This window comes from Sulfitobacter sp. HI0040 (assembly GCF_001634885.1).
GTDB lineage: Bacteria > Pseudomonadota > Alphaproteobacteria > Rhodobacterales > Rhodobacteraceae > Sulfitobacter.
This window is the reverse complement of record NZ_LWEX01000146.1, coordinates 16,129-36,108: the sequence shown is the minus strand read 5'-3', so window position 1 is coordinate 36,108 and position 19,980 is coordinate 16,129. Positions and strand designations below refer to the sequence as shown.

Below are 19,980 nucleotides of genomic sequence, written 5' to 3'. Positions count from 1 at the left end.
CAATGACCACGAGACCGACGATATAGATGATATTACGCATTTCGACTTCCTTTGACTTTACCTCGACCTCAACGTGTCCGGGCAGGTCCCGGTTCCCGGAATTCTTGCACAACCCGCGGATCATCGTCGCGCAGTAGCAGCACAAGGGCCAGAACAGTCAGACCGATACCGCCCAGCACGATCAAGCCCGGTGCATCGTTCCCCAGCGCGATTTCCCAGACGATCACCCAACTCGGCGTAAGGTATGTGTAGGCCATGACCTTCGCGGACGGCAGCCGAAGCGTGGCGAACTGCAGCAGAACGATCGTCACGGCAGAGGCGAAAACCGACACGTAGATCAGCGCGACCCAGACCCGCATGGGCAAAGCGGACCAGTCGGTAGCCCTGATCTCTCCCCAGCCATAAACCGTGAGGATCAGCGCCCCGGCCAGCAATGTGCCCAGCGCGAATACCGCAGGCCCCTCGCCCCGGTTCAAGCGCCGAACCATCGGCGTATAGAGCGCATGGCTGACACAGCCGAGGAAATAGATCGCCTCACCCCGGCCCACGTCGAGCGCCACAAACGCCGCGATCTGCCCGCGAAAGATCACCCATAGCGCCCCGACCGCCCCGATCCCCAGTGCCAGCGCCATGCGCCGTGTCAGGATCTGGCGCAGCAGAATATAGGCAAAGCCGGCGGCCATCGCGGGTACGAGGGTAAAGACCGCCGCCGCACTCACCGGCGGCGCGGTCTTCAGCCCTTCGAACATCAGCACGAAATAGACGGCAAAAAGACCGCCGAGCACCCCGTACCGCCAGGGCGCTTCGCTGGCTTTTCCCAGCGCGCTCTTTCGCCCGCCCCCACGGCCCGCCGCGACAAGCAGCCCCACCAGCATCGCTGCCAGCCAGAACCGGACGGCGGTGAAGGCCACCGGCGAAATGTCGTTCGCCATGATCGCCCCGAGCGAGAAGGAGCCCGCCACGAGGGCCGAAAAGGCCAGCATCGCCAGATGGCCCTGCATCTGCGTATTCACCCGCCGCCCTCCTGCCGGTGCCGCTTGAGGAACCTGAGCAGCGCCTGCACCTTCGTCGTGCGATGCAGGTCAACATGCGTGACCAGCCACAGCGGTGCGCTCCATTCAGTGCGGGGGCCGTATATCTCCACCAGCGACGGATCGGCCCGGCCTTCGGGTGCCACCATGAAACCGATGCCAGCGCCCGCGCGGACGGCAGCATTCGTGGCTTCGGTATCGCTCGCACGGAAGGTAATCGCCTCTGTCGGCACGTTCGCGCGCAACCATTTCTCGAAAGGCGCGCGGCTGTCGGCATCGTCGCCCGCCACGAAACGATGCCGCGCATGATCTTCCGGCCCCGTGGGAATGCCGTGTTCGGCGACATAATCCTTGTTGGCAAATGCGGCGATCTCGACATTCCTGAAGTGCTGGACGACGTTATCCGGCTCTTCCGGGGCGCTGCCCGCCCGGATGGCGAGATGCGCCTCGCCGTATTCGAGCCGGAAGAGCCGCTCTCCCGTCAGGTAACGCAGGATGACACCGGGATGGGCGCGCTGGAACGCAGCGAGAGCGGGCACCACCCAAGGTACGATCGACGCGAGCGAGGTCACAACGATTTCGCCCGCGACCTCTGTTCCGCGACCTTTCAGCTTGGCTGCGAGCTGGTTGAACTGGTCGTCGGTTGCGCGGGCGACCTGCAACAGGTCCAATCCCGCCTCGGTCGGCGTATAGCCGCGCGCATGGCGCTGGAACAGCTTGACGCCCAGCCGCCGCTCCAGCGCGTCGATATGCCGGATGACCGTGGCGTGATGCACGCCCAGATGTTCAGCCGCCCCGCTGACGGTGCCGATCCGGGCGACCTGAAAAGCGGTTCTGATCTCGTCCCAGTTGTCCAACGGCTAACCTGTGCATGAATGAACATGATGCTGATCATTCTGATCGTTGTGTTTGCCGATGCAAGAACCATTTTGGCTAACAACAGACAACAGCACCCATTGAAAGGAACCTTACATGGCCATTCTTCGCATCGACTCCTCCGCCAATACCGAGACATCCGTTACCCGGGATCTCACGGACAAGATCGTGGAGCAGTTGGGCGATTCCGACGTCACCGTCCGGGACCTCGCGCGCACTCCCCTGCCCCAGATCACGAACACGTGGCAGCAGGCCAACTTCGCCCCGGCGGAAGGCCGCAGCGACGAACAGAAAGAGGCGCTCAAGCAATCCGATGAACTGATCGCGGAACTGCGTGCCGCCGATACCATCGTGCTCGGCGCGCCTGTCTATAACTTCACCGTGCCCGCATCGCTCAAGGCATGGATCGACCTTGTGGCGCGGGCAGGCGAAACCTTCCGCTATACCGAGAATGGCCCCGAAGGCCTGTTGGAAGGCAAGCGCGCGATCGTCGCCATGGCCTCCGGCGGAACGCCAATCGGGTCCGACATGGACTTCAACACCGGCTACCTGAAATTCATTCTCGGCTTCATGGGCATCACGGATGTGACCTTCGTCGCCGCCGACGCGCTGGCACAGGACGCCGAAGGCACCGTGGCCAAGGCGCATGAACAGATTGGCGAACTCAAGGCCGCCGCCTGACATCCGCTTTAGGCGGGGCGAAGCTCCCGCTGATACAGTTCCGTTTGACGGCCCCGGCGCGCCTGCGTCGGGGCCGTTGACTCTTGATGCCTGCTTGCGTATGGCAACCCGACTTCCGGGAGCATCGCCTTCCGGTCCCCGCCCGGCGCGGGGATCGCCCCCCACCAGCGTGTTACGCCCGTGGGGGCGAAACCAGTTGGTTTCGTCTCTTCGGCACGGGCCGGGGGCGGGTTTGCGACACAACGCGATCCTTCCTAGATAGGTTGGGTCGCAACCGACCAGAGGGGGCATAGGCCCATGTTCGAGAACCTGAGCGAACGCCTGTCCGGCGTATTCGACCGCCTCACCAAGCAGGGCGCCCTGTCCGAAGAGGACGTGAAAACCGCATTGCGCGAAGTGCGGGTCGCCCTGCTGGAAGCCGACGTTTCGCTGCCCGTGGCGCGCGATTTCGTGAAAGCGGTGCAGGATCAGGCCACCGGGCAGGCGGTGACCAAATCGATCACGCCGGGCCAGCAGGTCGTCAAGATCGTGCACGACGCACTGATTGATACCTTGACCGGCGAAGGCGAACCCGGCGCCCTGAAGATCGACAATCCGCCAGCGCCGATCCTGATGGTCGGCCTGCAAGGTGGCGGCAAGACGACGACAACGGCGAAACTGGCCAAGCGGTTGAAAGACCGCGACGGCAAGCGCGTGCTGATGGCCTCGCTCGACGTGAACCGCCCCGCTGCCATGGAACAGCTCGCCATTCTCGGGCAGCAGATCGGCGTTGATACGCTGCCCATCGTAAAAGGCGAAGACCCAGTGGCCATCGCCAAACGCGCCAAGACGCAGGCGGGGCTGGGCGGTTACGACGTCTACATGCTCGATACCGCGGGCCGCCTGTCGATCGACGAAGAGTTGATGGCGCAGGTCGAAGCGGTCCGCGATGTCGCCAATCCGCGCGAAACGCTGCTGGTAGTGGACGGACTCACCGGTCAGGACGCGGTGCATACCGCGCAGAACTTCGATGAGCGCATCGGCATCTCCGGCGTGGTCCTGACCCGGATGGACGGCGACGGCCGCGGCGGTGCTGCGCTGTCCATGCGGGCCGTGACGGGCAAACCGATCAAATTCGTCGGTCTGGGCGAGAAGATGGATGCGCTCGAAACCTTCGAGCCCGAGCGCATCGCGGGCCGTATCCTCGGCATGGGCGACATCGTCGCACTGGTCGAAAAGGCACAGCAGACGATCGAGGCCGAACAGGCCGAGAAGATGATGAAGCGCATGGCCAAGGGTCAGTTCAACATGAACGACCTGAAAATGCAGCTTGAACAGATGATCAAGATGGGCGGCATGCAGGGCATGATGGGCATGATGCCCGGCATGGGCAAAATGGCCAAACAGGTCGAGGACGCGGGCTTCGACGACAAGATACTCAAGCATCAGATCGCCCTGATCCAGTCCATGACCAAGAAGGAGCGCGCCAATCCGCAGCTTCTTCAGGCAAGCCGCAAGAAGCGTATCGCCAAGGGGGCGGGGCTTGAGGTCTCCGAACTCAACAAGCTGATGAAGATGCACCGCCAGATGTCCGACATGATGAAGAAGATGGGCAAGATGGGTAAAGGCGGCATGCTCAAGCAGGCGATGAAGGGCATGATGGGCAAGGGCGGCATGGACCCGTCCCAGATGGACCCGAAGGCATTGGAAGCCGCGGCCAAGCAGATGGGCGGCAAGCTACCCGGCGGGCTTGGCGGTATGGGCGGCGGCATGGGCCTGCCCCCCGGCCTTTCGGGGTTCGGGAAGAAGAAGTGACACGCGCGGTCGTGGATATCCCGGTCATCAAGACCGAGCGCCTGATCCTGCGCGCCCCGCGCGAGGCGGATTTCGAGGCCTTCGCGGCCTTCGGCGCGTCTGACCGCGCCCAATGGATAGGTGGCCCTTACTCGCGGCCCCGGGCGTGGGGCGGTTTCCTTGCTACACTCGGTCATTGGATGCTGCGCGGCTATGGCATGTGGATGCTCGAAGAGCGCGAGACCGGTGCGACCGCGGGCCGCGTCGGCATGATCTTTAACGAAGGTTGGGATGAGCCCGAACTCGGCTGGCATGTCTTTGACGGGTTCGAAGGCCGCGGCCTCGCCTTTGAGGCCGCCTGCGCGGCACGCAGCCATGCGGCTACCAACCAGGGTCTCGATGGGGTGATCAGCTATATCGCGCCGGACAACACCCGATCACGCGCATTGGCGGCCCGGCTGGGCGCGGTGCACGAAGGCGACGGCACCCTGCATGGCCAGCCCGTGGAAATCCACCGCCACCCCAAGGAGGCCGCATGACCGATCCTGTGACCCGCGCCGCCGAGCTGCTCAAAGGCCACCGCGCCAGTATCGACCGGCTGGACGCGATCCTCGTCTATACCCTGGGTGAGCGGTTCAAGCACACGCAGGCCGTCGGCAAGCTCAAGGCCCAACACGACCTTCCCCCGTCCGATCCCAGCCGCGAAGCGGCCCAGATCGCGCGGCTCGAAGATTTGGCGAAGGAGGCCGATCTGGACCCCGAATTCGCCAAGAAGTTCCTGAACTTCATCATCGCTGAAGTCATTCAGCACCACAAATCTCAGCAACAAGACACCTAAGGATATCTACCATGGCAATGAAAATTCGTCTCGCCCGCGGCGGCTCCAAAAAGCGCCCCTTCTACCGGATCGTCGCCACCGACAGCCGCATGCCGCGTGATGGCCGCTTCATCGAGAAGCTGGGCACATATAACCCGCTCCTGCCGAAGGACAGCGAAGACCGCGTGAAGATGGACGTCGAGAAAATCCAGGAATGGATTTCCAAGGGCGCCCAGCCGACCGACCGCGTTGCACGCATGCTGGAAGCTGCCGGCGTTCGTGAAAAGACCGAGCGCAACAACCCCAACCGCGCCAAGCCCGGCAAGAAGGCGCAGGAACGCGCCGAAGAGAAAGCCGCCAAGAAGGCCGCTGCCGAGGAAGCCGCAGCGGCACCCGCTGCTGACGACTCCGCGGAATAAGACCAAAAGGCCCGGCATGGAGCGGTTCTCGAAAGACTTCCGTGCCGGGCTGCACGACCTGATGCGCTGGCGGCGCGACGTGCGCCATTTCCGCAAGGATCCGGTGGACCCGGCCCTGCTGGATGTCTGCCTTGACGCGTTCAACCTTGCCCCCTCCGTAGGATTGTCCGAACCGTGGCGCATCGTGAAGGTGCGCTCGCAATCCGCGCGGGATGCAGCACTCGCCAATTTCCTCGATGCCAATACCAAGGCGCTTTCGGGCTATGAGGGGGAGCGCGCGGAACGCTATGCCTCGCTTAAACTCGCCGGTCTGCGGGACGCGCCCGAACATCTCGCCGTTTTTTGCGATGACGCGACCACCAAGGGCCACGGGCTGGGGGCCGCCACCATGCCCGAGATGCGGCGCTATTCCGTTGTGGGGGCGATCAATTTGATGTGGTTGACCGCCCGCGCCCATGGTCTGGGACTGGGCTGGGTCTCGATCCTCGATCCCGACCGGCTGACAGCGGATCTTGACCTGCCGGAAGACTGGAAACTGATCGGTTATCTTTGCCTTGGCTGGCCACAGGATGTATCCCTGACCCCGGAACTTGAAACCAAGGGATGGGAGACGCGCGCCCCCGCCCTGCGGATCGAGGAGCGATGATATTGCGGATGGGCATAATGATCATGGTAATGGCGGTCGGCTTCTTCATGGGCGTCCTCTTCGAACGCTCGCTCATGCGGGGCGAATGCAGCGCGGGCGAAGGCCAGTGGACCGGCACGATCTGCGTGGGCTCGGAGCTTTTGCAATGACGGACAGGGTGTGCGTGGGGGCCATCGCCGGCGCCTATGGGGTGCGGGGCGAAGTGCGCGTGAAGAGCTTCTGCGCCAATCCGGAGGATATCGAAACCTACAGCCCCCTCACGGATGCGGCAGGAGCGCGCAGCTTTGCCCTGGCCATCCTGCGCCCCATCAAGAACGGCTTCGCCGCCCGTATCGCCGAAGTGTCGACCAAGGAAGAGGCGGACGCGTTGCGCGGCGTCGACCTCTATGCAGCACGGGGCGATCTGCCATCGCTTCCGGACGATGAATTCTACCACGCCGATCTCATCGGGCTGGAGGTATACGACACCGGCGGCACCCTCATCGGCAAAGTCCGGACGGTGCAGAACCACGGCGCGGACGATCTGCTCGAACTCCAGCTGGCCGGAAGCTCCGCCACGGTCTACCTGCCCTTTACCCGCAGCGCCGTCCCTACCGTGGACCTTTCGGCAGGGCGCATCATCGCCGATCCGCCGCTGGGTGTCCTGCCCGGGCCGGACGAGGACTGATGCCGCGCCGGATCATCCTGCATGCGGGCTTTCACAAGACCGGAACGAAGACGGTGCAGGCGATCCTGCGAACGAACCGCGCCACGCTCAAACAGCATGTGGCGATCCGCCTGCGCGCCCAGATGCGCGACCTTCTGCATGCGACACGGGGATATTCCACCTGGCGCGATCCACTGACGATGATCAAGGTCGAAGACCGCTTTGCCGCCCTGCTCGACGATCTGCCCGGCATGCCGCGCCGCAGCCTGATCCTATCGGCGGAGGAGCTTTGCGGCCATCTGCCGGGCCGGGGCGATCTCTCCGATTACGGGGCGGCACCCGAACTGCTTTATGTTCTGCGCGACATCGCGGCGCGGCGTTTCCCCGCGGCTGACATCATGATCTATCTGACGACACGCGACGCCGCGGAATGGCGCGCCTCCGCCTATTGGGAACACGTCAAAAGCTCTGACATGACCATGGATTACGAGCGCTTTGCCGAACTATACCCGCAAGCTCCCGCGCTGGATGACATGGCAGCCGAAATCGCGAGCCGTGTTCCCTGCCCCGTTCACGTGACCCGGCTGGAAGACTGCGCCGATGACCCGTTGGGACCGGCGGGTGATTTGCTGCGGCTGTGCGACTTGCCTGATGAACTGATCGCGGCCGTCGAACCGGTGGCACCTCAGAACAAGCGCCCCGATGCGGATACCCTGCAGGAACTGCTGCGCATCAATCGGCGGATCGAGGACTCGGAAGACCGGCGTGCCGCGAAGAAAGCGCTTCTGCAGGGGGCTGCCCAATGACCGCCATGAACCGCTCCCACGGGCGCAAGAGCGTGGCGGCGAACGCAAAGCCGCGGGATCTGATGGCGGAAACCGCCCTGCCCCGCGATGTCTGGCACGCGCAGGTTGTCACGCTCTTCCCCGAGGCGTTTCCCGGCACACTCGGCCTCAGCCTCACCGGGCGCGCCCTGTCGGATGGGCTGTGGGGACTGCATACCATCGATTTGCGCGAACACGGGGTCGGGCGGCACCGGAACGTGGATGACACCCCGGCGGGCGGGGGCGCGGGCATGGTCATGCGCGCCGATGTCGTGGGCGCCGCCCTGCAGGAAGCCGGAAGCCGCGCGTCTGGGCGCTGGCCTGTGCTCTATATGTCGCCGCGCGGGCGGCGCTTCGATCAGGGGATGGCCCGTGATTTGGCGGCGGCGCAGGGGGCCACGATGCTCTGCGGGCGCTTCGAGGGCGTGGACGAACGTGTGCTGGAGCATTTCGGCGTAACCGAGGTCAGCCTGGGTGATTTCGTGATGACCGGCGGCGAACTGGCCGCTCAGGCCATGATCGATGCAACCGTCCGGCTTCTTCCCGGCGTTTTGGGCAACGCCGAAAGCACGGTCGAGGAAAGCCACTCCGCAGGCCTTCTGGAACATCCGCAATATACCCGCCCCGCCGTCTGGGAAGGCCGAGAGATTCCACCCGTGCTGACATCCGGCAACCATGCCGAGGTTGCGCGCTGGCGCCGCGCCCGGGCCGAGGAACTGACCCGGGAGCGGCGCCCTGACCTTTGGGAACGCCACGGAAAGGACACCCCCGAAGGCTGACTGCCCCTCCTTGGTCTGCATGCCCTTGACCATCTTCAACACCTGACGACGCGGCAGCATCGGAATGATCCAGTCGACCGCGATTTTCAGCTTCGGATCGTTCACGGTGACCAGCTTTTCCTTCATCATCGCGTCGTAGCCATGGCGGGCGACGCTTTCTGCGCTGGCACCCCCGCCCTTGACCAGATCGGTGCCGTTCAGATCGCTGCGGTCTGCAAATTCGGTTTCGACGTAACCGGGGGCGAGCACCGTGCAATTGACGCCCTTGGGGCGCATTTCATGGTCGATGGCCTGACTGAAGGATTTGACGAAAGCCTTCGTCGCAAAATATGTGGCCTGCATCGGACCGGGCATGAAGCCAGCGGTGGACCCGACATTCAGGATGTGCCCGCCGCCGCCTGCGACCATATCCTGCCCGAACCGGTGGGTCAGTTCGACCAGCGCCTTCACGTTGAGGTCGATCATCGCCAGTTCGTCTTCAAGCGGGCGGTCAAGATGCGCGCCATGCCCGCCGAAACCCGCGTTGTTGATGAGGATATCCACGTCCAGCCCTGCGGCTTTCACCGCGTCATAGAGCTTTTTGGCACCTCCCGCCGCCCCGAGGTCGAGCGCGAAGACATGGGCGTCCACCCCGTGGCGCTCTTCGATCTCGGCCTTGAGGCTTTCCAGCGCCTCCTCGCGCCGTGCGGTCAGAATAACCGCCCCGCCCTTGGAGGCGTGATAGCGGGCGAATTCACGTCCGATGCCGGAGGAGGCACCGGTGACGAGCGCGGTTCCGGGGGTCTTGCGTACCATGGAGATCTCCTTTCGATCTTTGCGACCCGACGTAATGCGCCGCGCCTGAGGCACAATGCCCCTTTCCGGCCAACGCCACGTCAGGCGCCCGAAGCGTCTGCCAAGACTCCTCTTGATCGCCACGGCGTTCCTGCCTATAGAGCGCCGATCCGGAGTCGCACGTCGCCTCCGGTGCTTTCCGCTGTGCGCGGATCGAGAACAAGCAAGGACGACGATACCTTCGGCGGGCCCCCACGGGTGGCACCGACAGTACCCGAAGCTCTGGGTCGCGCAATAACTTCGTGGAACACCACGAGCAATTCAAGGAGTAGGTCAGATGAACCTGATCGCAGAGATCGAGGCGGAACAAATCGCCGAACTGGGCAAGGAAATTCCTGATTTCCGCGCCGGAGACACCGTACGCGTCGGCTTCAAGGTTACCGAAGGCACACGCACACGGGTACAGAATTACGAAGGCGTCTGCATCGCGCGCAACAACGGCCACGGCATCGCCGGCTCGTTCACCGTTCGCAAGATCAGCTTTGGCGAAGGCGTGGAGCGGGTCTTCCCCCTGCATTCGACCAATATCGACAGCATCACCGTCGTGCGCCGCGGTCGTGTGCGCCGTGCGAAGCTGTACTACCTGCGCAGCCGCCGGGGCAAATCCGCCCGCATCACCGAGAACGCAAACTACAAGCCCAAAGCGGCTGCCGACGCGAAAGGATAAGCCCGATGAAAGCCGATACACATCCCGAATACCACATGATCGACGTCAAGATGACCGACGGCACCGTCGTGAAGATGAAGTCGACATGGGGCAAGGAAGGCGACCAGCTGTCGCTGGATATCGATCCTTCGGTGCACCCGGCCTGGACCGGCGGCACCTCCCGCTTGATGGACACCGGCGGTCGCGTTTCGAAGTTCAAGAGCAAGTACGCCGGCCTCGGCTTCTGAACCGCACCGACCTGAAGAATGCGCAGGCGTCGCCCCACCGGGCGGCGCCTGTTTCGGTTTGAGGCCACGGTGGAGTCTGGACCCCGGCTCAAAACGTGACAAATGCGCCCCCACCGCGTCAATTCACGGGCTGGGGCGCTTTTCAAAATGACAGCCGCAACATAGAGTTGCCGATAAAGAGCGCCCGCGGATCAACCGCGGGTCACCAAGGGACAAACTATGGCGCATATCATCGTCGTCGGGAACGAAAAGGGCGGTGCAGGCAAATCGACCGTTTCCATGCATGTGGCGACCGCCCTCGCCCGGATGGGGCACAAGATCAGTGCGCTTGATCTCGACCTGCGGCAGCGAACCTTCGGGCGCTACATCGAAAACCGGAAAAGCTTCCTCGCCAGCGCCAACCTCGACCTGCCCAGTCCGACCTTATGCGAACTGCCCGAGATCGCGCCGGAAACCCTGCGGCCGGGTGAAAACATCTACGATCACCGGCTCAGTGCCGCCGTGGCATCGATGGAACCTTCCAACGATTTCATCCTGATCGATTGCCCCGGTTCGCACACCCGTCTCAGCCAGGTGGCACATTCGCTGGCCGACACGCTGATCACACCACTGAACGACAGCTTCGTGGATTTCGATCTGCTGGCCCATACCGATAGCGCAGGCGAGAAGATCACCGGGCCTTCGGTCTATTCCGAAATGGTCTGGAATGCGCGTCAACTGCGGGCACAGGCCGGGCTGGCGGCAATCGACTGGATCGTCGTGCGCAACCGGATGGGGGCGCAGCGGATGGTCAACAAGGAAAAGATGGAACGCGCCCTTGCGAACCTCAGCAAGCGCATCGGCTTTCGCGTGGCGCCCGGCTTCAACGAACGTGTCATTTTTCGGGAGCTTTTTCCGCGCGGCCTGACGCTGCTGGACCTGCTCGATATCGGGGTCAAACAGCTCAACATCTCCAACGTGGCAGCACGGCAGGAACTGCGCGACCTGATGAAGGCGCTCGATCTGCCCGGCGTCACCGTGGATTTCTGAACGGCCCCGGCGCCGCTGTAGCCCTCCTGCGCCTTTCACGGCGCAATGCCACGATGTTCGATACCAGCAAGGCCCCGATCACGATCATGCCTCCCAATACCGCGTGGGCGCCCGGATTTTCGTCTATCACCATCCACGCCAACAGAGGGGCGAGGACGGATTCCAGCAGCACCAGCAACCCCACTTCCGCCGAGGTAATATAGCGCGGCCCCTGCGCCAGCAGCACCGAACTGGCGAGGATGAAGCCCGCGTGCGCCAAGACCAGCGCCACCTGCCCCGATGGTACGGAAAAGGGCGCCGCAAAGGGCAGGACCGCCACTGCTCCCAGCAGATAGCCAACCGCGACACCCGGAACCATGGATGTGTTCCGCACACGCCGGGCCGCCGTGAGGGCGGCGGCAAAACAGGCCGAGACGCCCAGCGCCAACAGATCGCCCTTCAGGCTGGCCCCTTCCGTTTCGCCGGATCCATAAGCGATCACGGCAAGCCCCGGCAGAACAGCGGCACAGGTCATCATCATGCGCGGGCTGAACCGCTCACCCAGAAACACCTTGCTGAAAATCGCGGCAAAGACGGGCAGTGAGGCGATGATGAATACCACGTTCGCGACCGAGGTCAGGCTGACCGCCACGACAAAGAAAACCCCGCTCGCTCCCACTCCAGCGACGTAGATCACGCCGTAACGACCGGTCCGGGATAGCGCGGCAAAGGGGGTCGCCCCCTTGCGCAGCAATAGCCAGACCGCCGTACCGCCACCGGCAAGGAGCAAACGCCAGAAGGCGATCGTAAGCGCATCCGCGTCAATCAGACGTACGAAGAGGGAGTCGGGAACGACGAATAGCACCCCGAAAAATGTGATGATCAATCCGCGCAACTGGTCCGACATGTCCCAGCGGTGCCCCGAAGCGGGTGCCGTGTAAAGCCCTGCCAAACCCTTGTTAGTTACAAAACCAACTATTACACCGATCTCAACCGACGGGAGGTTGCACCATGAACACCCTTGATACCCGACTGAAAGAAGCCCAGGCACCCGGCGACGGGGCGACCCTGAACAGAGGCTACATGTCCGGCTTCGGCAACGATTTCGAAACCGAGGCGCTGCCCGGCGCCCTGCCTCAGGGCATGAACAGCCCCCAGAAATGCAACTATGGCCTCTATGGCGAACAGCTATCGGGAACGGCTTTCACCGCGCCTTCACACGCCAACGAAAGGACGTGGTGCTACCGCATCAGACCGTCTGTCCATCATTCCCATCGCTACGAAAGGATCGAGCTGCCCTATTGGAAATCCGCGCCCCACATGCCGCAGGATGTCACCAGCCTAGGGCAATATCGCTGGGATCCGGTACCCCATAGCGAAGAGGAACTGACATGGCTCACCGGCATGCGCACCATGACGACGGCGGGGGACGTGAACACGCAGGTCGGCATGGCCAGCCATATCTACCTCGTGACCGCCTCGATGGAGGACGCCTATTTCTATTCCGCCGACAGCGAGTTGCTGATCGTGCCGCAGGAAGGCCGCCTGCGCTTTTGCACTGAACTGGGCGTGATGGAGATTGCCCCGCAGGAAATCGCGATCATTCCGCGCGGCCTTGTTTATCGGGTGGAGGTCATCGAAGGACCGGCCCGGGGTTTCGTCTGTGAGAACTACGGCCAGAAATTCCACCTGCCCGCCCGCGGCCCCATCGGGGCCAACTGCATGGCGAACCGGCGCGATTTCAAGACGCCTGTCGCCGCCTTCGAAGACCGCGAGGTCCCGTCAACCGTCACCATCAAATGGTGCGGGCAGTTCCACCGGACACGTATCGGTCATTCGCCGCTGGACGTGGTCGCGTGGCACGGAAACTACGCCCCGGTGAAATACGACCTCAACACCTACTGCCCGGTCGGTGCGGTTCTCTTCGACCACCCGGATCCGTCGATCTTCACCGTGCTGACCGCCCCCTCGGGCGTCGAAGGCACCGCTAACATCGATTTCGTCCTTTTCCGAGACCGCTGGATGGTGGCGGAGGATACCTTCCGCCCGCCATGGTACCACAAGAACGTCATGTCCGAACTGATGGGGAACATCTACGGCCAGTACGATGCCAAGCCCAAGGGCTTCGTCCCCGGCGGCATGTCCCTGCACAACATGATGTTGCCCCACGGGCCGGACAAGACCGCGTTTGAGGGCGCGTCCAATGCAGAGCTCGCACCGCAGAAACTGGCCGATACGATGTCCTTCATGTTCGAAACCCGCTTTCCGCAGCACCTCACGGAATTCGCCGCGCGCGAGGCGCCCCTGCAGGATGACTACATCGATTGCTGGGAAAGTCTGGAAAAGAAATTCGACGGCACACCGGGCAAGAAATGAACGCCGCCCTCGCCCTGATGCAAAGGCAAGAAAAACGATGACATTACTCCCGTCCTGGGTGGAAAGCGCCAACAGCACCGATACCGATTTTCCGCTCAACAACCTGCCCTACGGGGTCTTTTCCACCAACAGCCTCGAACCGCGGTGCGGGGTGGCCATCGGCGATATGGTGCTGGACATGGCAGCACTGGAAGAAGACGGGTTGATCAGCCTGGGCGATGAGCCGGTGTTCGACGTGCCCTGCTGGAACGACGTGATGGAGCTTGGCCCCTCCCGCTGGGCCGCGCTCCGCGAGCGGCTGACCGAACTGCTTGCCGCCGACGCCCCCGAACAGGCCCAGGTCGCCGGTCACCTCATCTCGATGTCCGAAGTACGCTTGCACCTGCCCTTCGTGGTCAGCGAATTCACCGATTTCTATGCAGGTCGACACCATGCCACAAACGTCGGCACGATGTTCCGCGGGGCCGAAAACGCCCTGCCCCCCAACTGGCTGCACATGCCGATCGGTTACAACGGGCGCGCCTCTACGGTGGTGGTGTCCGGCACGGATATCCGCAGGCCCAACGGCCAGATCAAGGGGCCGGATGAAAGCCCCTCCTTCGGCCCCTCCCAGCGCCTCGATTTCGAGCTTGAGCTGGGCGCCGTCGTCGGCACGTCGACTGAAATGGGCCAGCCCCTCACCGTCGCGGAAGCGGATGAAATGATCTTTGGCTACGTTCTGCTGAACGATTGGTCCGCGCGGGACATACAGGCGTGGGAGTACCAGCCGCTCGGTCCGTTTCAGGCAAAGGCCTTCGCCACCTCCATCAGCCCCTGGATCGTATCGCGCCACGCGCTGGAGCCCTTTCGCGCCCCGACACCCGACCGGGAACGCGCCCTGCTCCCCTACCTGCAGGAACCCAGCCCCATGATCTATAACATCGAACTGAGCGTGATCCTGCAGCCCGAAGGCGGGGAGCAGGAAGTGATCGCGCGCACGAACTACGACCAGATGTATTACTCCGCCGCCCAGCAACTTGCGCATCACGCGTCCTCGGGCTGTGCGATGAACGCGGGCGACCTGCTCGGCTCCGGCACGGTGTCCGGGCCGGAGGAGGATGCACGCGGCTGCCTGCTGGAGTTGTCCTGGGGCGGAAAGACCCCGGTGAAACTGCAGAACGGGGAAACCCGCAGCTTCCTCGAAGACGGCGATACGCTCATCCTGACCGGTCATGCCTCCGGCGACGGCTACCGGATCGGTTTCGGCGCCTGCGCAGGCGCCGTCCTGCCCGCGCTCGACTGGCCCTGAGCCGATACAGGTCGCTCGACGGTCATTTCCAAATGGCCCAAAATCCCCGCCGGAGGCTCCCTACGACTCTTCCGGCACCGACATTCGAAAGGTTTAACAATGGCTGCCAAATTCGCCTCCCAAGCCGACCTCACTGAAAAGAAAATCTCCTTCACCGAAGTAGGCGAAGGTCTTTACGCCTTCACCGCAGAAGGCGATCCAAATTCCGGCGTCATTATCGGGGATGACAGCGTCATGATCGTAGAGGCGCAGGCAACCCCGCGGCTTGCGGGCAAGGTGATCGATTGCGTTCGTTCGGTCACCGACAAGCCGATCAGCCATCTCGTGCTGACGCATTATCACGCTGTGCGGGTATTGGGGGCCTCGGCCTACAATGCCCATCAGATCATCATGTCGGACCGTGCGCGGTCCATGGTGGCGGAACGTGGTCAGCAGGATTGGGACAGCGAATTCGAACGCTTCCCGCGGCTTTTCGAAGGCCATGAAAGCATTCCCGGCCTCACGTGGCCCACAACGACATTCGAGGGGCGTATGTCCGTCTACCTTGGCAGGCGCCGCGTCGACATTATGCAACTGGGCCGCGCCCATACAGCGGGCGATGCGGTCATCCATGTGCCGGACGAAAACGTGATGTTCACCGGCGATATCGTCGAATACCACTCTGCCTGCTATTGCGGGGACGGTCACTTTGGCGACTGGCCCGCGACGCTGGAACGCATCCGTGCCTTCGACCTTGACGCCATCGCCCCCGGGCGCGGCGATGCGCTTGTCGGTCGCGATCAGGTCAACGCCGCCATCGACTCCACGGCCGACTTCATCCGCTCCACCTATCGGCCTGCCGCGCGGGTGGCACTGCGGGGCGGCTCGCTCAAACAAGCCTACGACGCGGTGCGCGCCGAATGCGATCCGAAGTTCGGTGATTACGCCATCTACGAACACTGCCTGCCCTTCAACGTCGCACGTGCCTATGACGAAGCCCAAGGCATCGACACGCCCCGCATTTGGACGGCAGAACGTGACCGCGAGATGTGGGCCTCCCTTCAGGACTAACCGGAACGGGGAGGTGTGAGAGATGACCGACCGGTACCCGCCCTATCCCTACACCCCGCCCCCCGGCCTTGGGGCGCCTGAACCCCGCCATCCGGTGGTAATCGTCGGCGCCGGACCCGTCGGCCTTTCCATTGCAATCGATCTGGCCCAGCAGGGTATCCGCTGCGTGGTTCTGGATGACGGCGATACCGTCTCCGTCGGGTCCCGCGCGATTTGTTGGGCCAAACGCACGCTTGAAATCTTCGACAGGCTGGGCGTGGGCGAAACCATGCTGGCAAAGGGTGTCACATGGCAGGTGGGCCGCCTGTTTCACGGCGAAAAGCAGGTTTGGGAATTCGACCTTCTGCCCGAGACGGGGCACAAATACCCGGCCTTCATCAACCTTCAGCAGTACCATGTGGAACGCATGTTGCTCGAACGGGCGCATGCCTTTCCCGACCTCATCGATCTGCGGTTTCGCAACAGGGTGACAGACCATGCGGAGCGCGGCGATCACGTCGAACTGATCATCGAAACCCCTGATGGCGACTATACGCTGGAAGCGGATTGGTACCTCGCCTGCGACGGGGCCCGCAGCGCAACCCGCAGCCGGATGGCCCTGCCTTTCGAAGGTCAGTCCTTCGAGGAACGCTTTTTGATCGTGGACGTCGAAATGCCCCAAAGCCCCTTTGCCGTCGCCGACCGCCCGGAACGATGGTTTTGGTTCGCCCCGCCTTTTCACGAAGGGCAATCCGCGCTGCTGCACAAGCAACCCGATGACATCTATCGGATCGACCTGCAGCTTGGCCCCGACGCGGACCCGGAGGTGGAGGCGACGGAGGAACGGGTTCTGCCCCGTATCCGGGCCATCGTCGGCGATACGCCCTTTCGGCTCGACTGGATGAGCGTCTATCGCTTCCGCTGCGCCATGCTGGACAACTTCGTTCATGGGCGGGTGATCTTTGTCGGCGACAGCGCCCATGTTGTCAGTCCCTTCGGCGCGCGTGGCGGAAACGGCGGCATTCAAGATGTGGACAACCTAGGCTGGAAACTGGCGCTGGTGCTGAAGGGAGAGGCGTCGTCGGCCCTGCTGGACAGCTATGATGACGAGCGCCGCCACGGGGCACGCGAAAACATCCTCCATTCGGGCCGCGCCACCAATTTCATGACGCCGAAATCGGAGATGGAAGCGCTTCTCCGCCACGAGGTACTGCGCCTCGCCGAAACGCAACCTTTTGCCCGGCGGCTCATCAATTCGGGCCGGTTATCTCAGCCCTGCAGCCTCGATGGCCGCCCCCTGCAAACCCGGGGGGAGGCGCCCATAGCGCCCGGTAGCGCGATGCCGGATGCCCCGGTGGTCGGCAAAAACGGGTGTCGCTGGCTGATCGAGGCGCTGCAAGGACGCTTTGTTCTGCTGGGCGTCGGGGGCGCCGTGCTCCCCGAAGTGCCGGGCCTGGAATCTGTTATCGTCGGGCCCAGAGGCAGCGGCGCGGAGGTGGAAGATACCGAAGGGCTGGTGGAACAGCGATACGGTCGGGGCGCCTATCTCTTGCGCCCGGATGGACATGTCTGTGCGTTCTTCGACACACCACAGGTTGAAGAGGTGAAAGAGGCTCTGGCCCGTGCGAAAGGAGGCTTCCTATGACCGAAGAAGACAGGCTCGGCCCCGCGGGGGACGCGGTTTACGAAGCGTTGATGAAGGCGCATCAGGGCCTGAGCGCCGAACATAGCCACGCGCTCAACGCCCGGCTCGTCTTGCTGCTTTCCAACGAAGTCGGGGATGCAACACGCCTGCGCGAGCTTTTCGCTGCAGCCCGCGACATGGGCTTTGCAACGGACCGTCGAGAAATCTAGATTCGGTCACCTCACCGGCTCATAGGTCGGTATTGTGCTTCGGTCTCTTAAAAGTGACGTAAGGGAACTGTGCTAGCGGTCCGCGCGGAGTGATCGACATATTGGAAACGAGATGCCGGGTCTCATCTTTACCCTGCTTCTGCGCTGATGGGCGTATTTGCTAGCGCCTCGCCGGCACACCAATAATATTTTAATAATTACAATTACTTACCCGATGACCCGCGTATTTTCTTTTTCACAGCACGCCTTTCCCCATATCTCTGCCCCCGCGTCACAGCGGGTCAGTCCCCGTCAACCGGCAAATCGCACACGCCCCTGATAATACACGCAGTCTCACATCTGGGGCCGATGGGCTTGACGCGCGTGGTCCGTGTGTTTGACTATCGCGCGGCACCCCCAAGGGGATTGCTTGCAACAGCAGGACAACTGCGTCACCTGGCACCGCTTCCGAAGGCGGTCGTCGCATGTGCCGGTACTTCGGCATCGTAACAGAGAGGAAGAACATGACATTTCTGACACGCACCGGCAAACCGCTGCCCCAGTCGGTCATCGACTCGGCGGAAGCTGCGAAGAAAGACCCAGTGAACCGCCGCGAATTCCTGGCCCTTGCCAGCGCGTTCGGCGCCACCACGGCGACCGCCTATGCCATGATCGGCATGCCGGCCCCCGCTCAGGCCGCAGCCCACAAGGAAGGCGGCACCGTCCGCATGCAGATGGAAGTACGCGCGCTGAAGGATCCGCGCACCTATGACTGGTCGCAGATCGCAAACTTCTCCCGCGGGTGGCTGGAATACCTCGCCATCTGGGAAAACGACGGCACATTCACCCCTGCCCTGCTGGAGAGCTGGGAAATCAACGATAACGCGACCGAATACACGCTCAACGTCCGCAAGGGCGTGAAGTGGAACGACGGCTCCGACTTCACCGCCGCCGACGTTGCGCGCAACATCGAAGGCTGGTGCGAGAAGGACGTGGAAGGCAACTCCATGGCCGGGCGTTTCGCGACGCTGATCGACGAGGAAACCGGCAAGGCCATCGAAGGGGCGATTCAGGTCGTGGATGACCACACCGTCAAGCTGATGCTGCCGCGCCCTGACATCACGCTTGTTCCCGGTATGGCGGACTATCCCGCGGCCATCGTACCTGAAGGCTTCGATGCCGATAACATGCTGGAAAATCCCGTCGGCACCGGCCCCTATCTGCCCGAGTCGCTCGAAGTCGGGGTGAAGAGCGTTCTGGTCCGCAACGAGGGCTTTGAATGGTGGGGCACCGAAGTCTTCGGCGGACCCTATATCGACCGGCTCGAATATATCGATTACGGCACCGACCCCTCTGCGTGGATCGCGGCCGCCGAAGCGGATGAGGTCGATGCCTTCTACTCCATGGAAGGCGAATACATCGACATCATGAGCACGCTGGACGGCTGGGTCGAAAACAGCATCGCGTCGGCTGCAACCATCGTCATCCGGCCGAACCAGCTGGCCGAAGTGGACGGGATGCGCCCCTACGAGGACGAGCGCGTGCGCCGCGCCCTCACCATGGCGGTGGACAACGCGGTTCTGCTCGAACTGGGCTATGCCGGTCGCGGTATCGTGGCGGAAAACCACCACGTCGGCCCGATGCATCCGGAATACGCGGAACTCGAACCCCGTACGGTGGACCCGGCGGCGGCGAAGGCGCTCATGGAAGAAGCCGGCATGGCCGATTTCGAGCATGAGCTCTTCTCCATCGACGACGCCTGGCGCAAGGACACGACCGACGCGGTTGCGGCACAGCTGCGCGATGCAGGTATCAAGGTGAAGCGCACGATCCTGCCCGGTTCCACCTTCTGGAACGACTGGACGAAATATCCCTTCTCCTCCACCAACTGGAACGCGCGCCCCCTTGGCGTGCAGATCTGGGCGCTTGCCTATCGTTCGGGTGAAGCGTGGAACGAATTCGGCTGGTCCAACCCCGAATTCGACGCCTTGCTGGAAAAAGCACTTGCCACAGCCGACGTTGAGAAGCGCCGCGCACTGATGGCCGAAGGCGAAGCGATGATCCAGAACTCCGGGGTCACGATTCAGCCCTACTGGCGCTCGCTCTACAACCACACCAAGGAAGGTCTGGTTGGCGCAGGCCACCACATCGGCTTTGAATACCACCCCGCCCGCATGGCGTGGACGATGTAATCGAACCGAACCAGCGAATGGAGGCCGCCCTTCG

The 19,980-nt window shown here is 62.9% G+C and carries 22 protein-coding genes and 1 pseudogene; 19 read left to right on the top strand and 4 right to left on the bottom strand.

What is annotated here, in order from left to right; genetic code table 11:
* Positions 1-68: 68 nt before the first annotated feature.
* Together A3728_RS10270 and A3728_RS10265 are read right to left on the bottom strand one after the other, a co-directional pair.
* Complete coding sequence (locus A3728_RS10270) at positions 69-1,013, bottom strand: DMT family transporter (protein WP_067923051.1); 945 nt, start codon at positions 1,011-1,013, stop codon at positions 69-71.
* Complete coding sequence (locus tag A3728_RS10265) at positions 1,010-1,888, bottom strand: LysR family transcriptional regulator (protein ID WP_067923048.1); 879 nt, start codon at positions 1,886-1,888, stop codon at positions 1,010-1,012. Before A3728_RS10265 ends, A3728_RS10270 begins: the two co-directional genes overlap by 4 nt.
* 115 nt (positions 1,889-2,003) lie before the next feature.
* Between A3728_RS10265 and A3728_RS10260 the strand changes: the two genes are divergently transcribed.
* The 10 genes from A3728_RS10260 (at position 2,004) to trmD (ending at position 8,492) form a co-directional block, all read left to right on the top strand.
* Positions 2,004-2,588, top strand: coding sequence for an FMN-dependent NADH-azoreductase (locus A3728_RS10260; RefSeq protein WP_067923045.1), 585 nt, complete (start codon positions 2,004-2,006; stop codon positions 2,586-2,588).
* 297 nt (positions 2,589-2,885) lie between these two features.
* The gene (gene ffh / locus A3728_RS10255) at positions 2,886-4,382 is read left to right on the top strand and encodes a signal recognition particle protein (RefSeq protein WP_067923042.1); all 1,497 of its coding nucleotides are present in this window, start codon (positions 2,886-2,888) and stop codon (positions 4,380-4,382) included.
* Complete coding sequence (locus A3728_RS10250) at positions 4,379-4,900, top strand: GNAT family N-acetyltransferase (RefSeq protein WP_067923039.1); 522 nt, start codon at positions 4,379-4,381, stop codon at positions 4,898-4,900. The genes ffh and A3728_RS10250 overlap by 4 nt, the downstream gene beginning before the upstream one ends.
* Complete coding sequence (locus tag A3728_RS10245) at positions 4,897-5,199, top strand: chorismate mutase (RefSeq protein ID WP_067923036.1); 303 nt, start codon at positions 4,897-4,899, stop codon at positions 5,197-5,199. Before A3728_RS10250 ends, A3728_RS10245 begins: the two co-directional genes overlap by 4 nt.
* An 11-nt stretch (positions 5,200-5,210) precedes the next feature.
* Positions 5,211-5,597: a 30S ribosomal protein S16 gene (gene rpsP / locus A3728_RS10240; RefSeq protein WP_067923033.1), complete on the top strand. Its 387-nt coding sequence runs from the start codon at positions 5,211-5,213 to the stop codon at positions 5,595-5,597.
* A gap of 16 nt (positions 5,598-5,613) precedes the next feature.
* Positions 5,614-6,243, top strand: a complete 630-nt coding sequence (bluB, locus tag A3728_RS10235; RefSeq protein ID WP_067923031.1) for a 5,6-dimethylbenzimidazole synthase — start codon at positions 5,614-5,616, stop codon at positions 6,241-6,243.
* An 8-nt stretch (positions 6,244-6,251) separates the two neighbouring features.
* On the top strand, positions 6,252-6,392 hold the full coding sequence (locus A3728_RS23080; protein ID WP_201722128.1) for a hypothetical protein: 141 nt from the start codon (positions 6,252-6,254) through the stop codon (positions 6,390-6,392).
* Positions 6,389-6,910, top strand: a complete 522-nt coding sequence (rimM, locus tag A3728_RS10230) for a ribosome maturation factor RimM (protein WP_067923028.1) — start codon at positions 6,389-6,391, stop codon at positions 6,908-6,910. Before A3728_RS23080 ends, rimM begins: the two co-directional genes overlap by 4 nt.
* Complete coding sequence (locus A3728_RS10225; protein ID WP_067923025.1) at positions 6,910-7,695, top strand: hypothetical protein; 786 nt, start codon at positions 6,910-6,912, stop codon at positions 7,693-7,695. The genes rimM and A3728_RS10225 overlap by 1 nt, the downstream gene beginning before the upstream one ends.
* Positions 7,692-8,492: a tRNA (guanosine(37)-N1)-methyltransferase TrmD gene (trmD, locus tag A3728_RS10220; protein WP_067923022.1), complete on the top strand. Its 801-nt coding sequence runs from the start codon at positions 7,692-7,694 to the stop codon at positions 8,490-8,492. Before A3728_RS10225 ends, trmD begins: the two co-directional genes overlap by 4 nt.
* Before the next feature lie 219 nt (positions 8,493-8,711).
* Here the strand turns inward: trmD and A3728_RS22310 are convergent.
* Positions 8,712-9,287: pseudogene (locus A3728_RS22310) on the bottom strand (SDR family NAD(P)-dependent oxidoreductase); the annotation flags it as partial.
* 316 nt (positions 9,288-9,603) lie between these two features.
* Between A3728_RS22310 and rplS the strand changes: the two are divergent.
* The 3 genes from rplS to A3728_RS10205 all read left to right on the top strand — a co-directional run bounded on the left by rplS (position 9,604) and on the right by A3728_RS10205 (position 11,249).
* Positions 9,604-9,993, top strand: a complete 390-nt coding sequence (gene rplS, locus A3728_RS10215; RefSeq protein WP_067923018.1) for a 50S ribosomal protein L19 — start codon at positions 9,604-9,606, stop codon at positions 9,991-9,993.
* Positions 9,994-9,998: 5 nt separating this feature from the next.
* Positions 9,999-10,220, top strand: a complete 222-nt coding sequence (rpmE, locus tag A3728_RS10210) for a 50S ribosomal protein L31 (protein ID WP_067923015.1) — start codon at positions 9,999-10,001, stop codon at positions 10,218-10,220.
* 219 nt (positions 10,221-10,439) lie between these two features.
* A complete protein-coding gene (locus tag A3728_RS10205) occupies positions 10,440-11,249 on the top strand; it encodes a division plane positioning ATPase MipZ (RefSeq protein ID WP_067923005.1) in 810 nt (269 codons plus the stop codon).
* Here the strand turns inward: A3728_RS10205 and A3728_RS10200 are convergent.
* Positions 11,233-12,135 (bottom strand): DMT family transporter, encoded by a 903-nt coding sequence (locus A3728_RS10200; RefSeq protein ID WP_067923002.1) that lies wholly within the window; start codon positions 12,133-12,135, stop codon positions 11,233-11,235. The genes A3728_RS10205 and A3728_RS10200 overlap by 17 nt on opposite strands.
* 104 nt (positions 12,136-12,239) lie before the next feature.
* Here A3728_RS10200 and hmgA point away from each other — a divergent pair, with 104 nt between their 5' ends.
* The 6 genes from hmgA to A3728_RS10170 all read left to right on the top strand — a co-directional run bounded on the left by hmgA (position 12,240) and on the right by A3728_RS10170 (position 19,946).
* Positions 12,240-13,604, top strand: a complete 1,365-nt coding sequence (hmgA, locus tag A3728_RS10195; RefSeq protein WP_067923000.1) for a homogentisate 1,2-dioxygenase — start codon at positions 12,240-12,242, stop codon at positions 13,602-13,604.
* 37 nt (positions 13,605-13,641) lie between these two features.
* Entirely contained in the window at positions 13,642-14,892 is a 1,251-nt protein-coding gene (fahA, locus tag A3728_RS10190; RefSeq protein WP_067922997.1) for a fumarylacetoacetase, read from the top strand.
* Positions 14,893-14,991: 99 nt separating this feature from the next.
* Complete coding sequence (locus tag A3728_RS10185; protein ID WP_067922994.1) at positions 14,992-15,942, top strand: MBL fold metallo-hydrolase; 951 nt, start codon at positions 14,992-14,994, stop codon at positions 15,940-15,942.
* Between the two features lie 22 nt (positions 15,943-15,964).
* Positions 15,965-17,566 (top strand): FAD-dependent oxidoreductase, encoded by a 1,602-nt coding sequence (locus A3728_RS10180; protein ID WP_067922991.1) that lies wholly within the window; start codon positions 15,965-15,967, stop codon positions 17,564-17,566.
* Positions 17,563-17,775 (top strand): DUF2783 domain-containing protein, encoded by a 213-nt coding sequence (locus A3728_RS10175; RefSeq protein WP_067922985.1) that lies wholly within the window; start codon positions 17,563-17,565, stop codon positions 17,773-17,775. The genes A3728_RS10180 and A3728_RS10175 overlap by 4 nt, the downstream gene beginning before the upstream one ends.
* Before the next feature lie 503 nt (positions 17,776-18,278).
* The gene (locus A3728_RS10170) at positions 18,279-19,946 is read left to right on the top strand and encodes an ABC transporter substrate-binding protein (RefSeq protein ID WP_067922977.1); all 1,668 of its coding nucleotides are present in this window, start codon (positions 18,279-18,281) and stop codon (positions 19,944-19,946) included.
* Positions 19,947-19,980: the final 34 nt, after the last annotated feature.

Excerpts from the sequence above, each read along its gene's own strand:
- A3728_RS10180 (WP_067922991.1), top strand. The coding sequence starts at position 15,965 with ATGACCGACCGGTACCCGCCCTATCCCTACACCCCGCCCCCCGGCCTT.
- bluB (WP_067923031.1), top strand. The coding sequence starts at position 5,614 with ATGGAGCGGTTCTCGAAAGACTTCCGTGCCGGGCTGCACGACCTGATG.
- A3728_RS10205 (WP_067923005.1), top strand. The coding sequence starts at position 10,440 with ATGGCGCATATCATCGTCGTCGGGAACGAAAAGGGCGGTGCAGGCAAA.
- A3728_RS10170 (WP_067922977.1), top strand. The coding sequence starts at position 18,279 with ATGACATTTCTGACACGCACCGGCAAACCGCTGCCCCAGTCGGTCATC.
- rpsP (WP_067923033.1), top strand. The coding sequence starts at position 5,211 with ATGGCAATGAAAATTCGTCTCGCCCGCGGCGGCTCCAAAAAGCGCCCC.
- hmgA (WP_067923000.1), top strand. The coding sequence starts at position 12,240 with ATGAACACCCTTGATACCCGACTGAAAGAAGCCCAGGCACCCGGCGAC.
- A3728_RS10260 (WP_067923045.1), top strand. The coding sequence starts at position 2,004 with ATGGCCATTCTTCGCATCGACTCCTCCGCCAATACCGAGACATCCGTT.
- A3728_RS10200 (WP_067923002.1), bottom strand. The coding sequence starts at position 12,135 with ATGTCGGACCAGTTGCGCGGATTGATCATCACATTTTTCGGGGTGCTA.
- trmD (WP_067923022.1), top strand. The coding sequence starts at position 7,692 with ATGACCGCCATGAACCGCTCCCACGGGCGCAAGAGCGTGGCGGCGAAC.
- A3728_RS23080 (WP_201722128.1), top strand. The coding sequence starts at position 6,252 with ATGGGCATAATGATCATGGTAATGGCGGTCGGCTTCTTCATGGGCGTC.
- A3728_RS10185 (WP_067922994.1), top strand. The coding sequence starts at position 14,992 with ATGGCTGCCAAATTCGCCTCCCAAGCCGACCTCACTGAAAAGAAAATC.
- fahA (WP_067922997.1), top strand. The coding sequence starts at position 13,642 with ATGACATTACTCCCGTCCTGGGTGGAAAGCGCCAACAGCACCGATACC.
- rplS (WP_067923018.1), top strand. The coding sequence starts at position 9,604 with ATGAACCTGATCGCAGAGATCGAGGCGGAACAAATCGCCGAACTGGGC.
- A3728_RS10245 (WP_067923036.1), top strand. The coding sequence starts at position 4,897 with ATGACCGATCCTGTGACCCGCGCCGCCGAGCTGCTCAAAGGCCACCGC.
- A3728_RS10225 (WP_067923025.1), top strand. The coding sequence starts at position 6,910 with ATGCCGCGCCGGATCATCCTGCATGCGGGCTTTCACAAGACCGGAACG.
- ffh (WP_067923042.1), top strand. The coding sequence starts at position 2,886 with ATGTTCGAGAACCTGAGCGAACGCCTGTCCGGCGTATTCGACCGCCTC.
- rimM (WP_067923028.1), top strand. The coding sequence starts at position 6,389 with ATGACGGACAGGGTGTGCGTGGGGGCCATCGCCGGCGCCTATGGGGTG.
- A3728_RS10175 (WP_067922985.1), top strand. The coding sequence starts at position 17,563 with ATGACCGAAGAAGACAGGCTCGGCCCCGCGGGGGACGCGGTTTACGAA.
- rpmE (WP_067923015.1), top strand. The coding sequence starts at position 9,999 with ATGAAAGCCGATACACATCCCGAATACCACATGATCGACGTCAAGATG.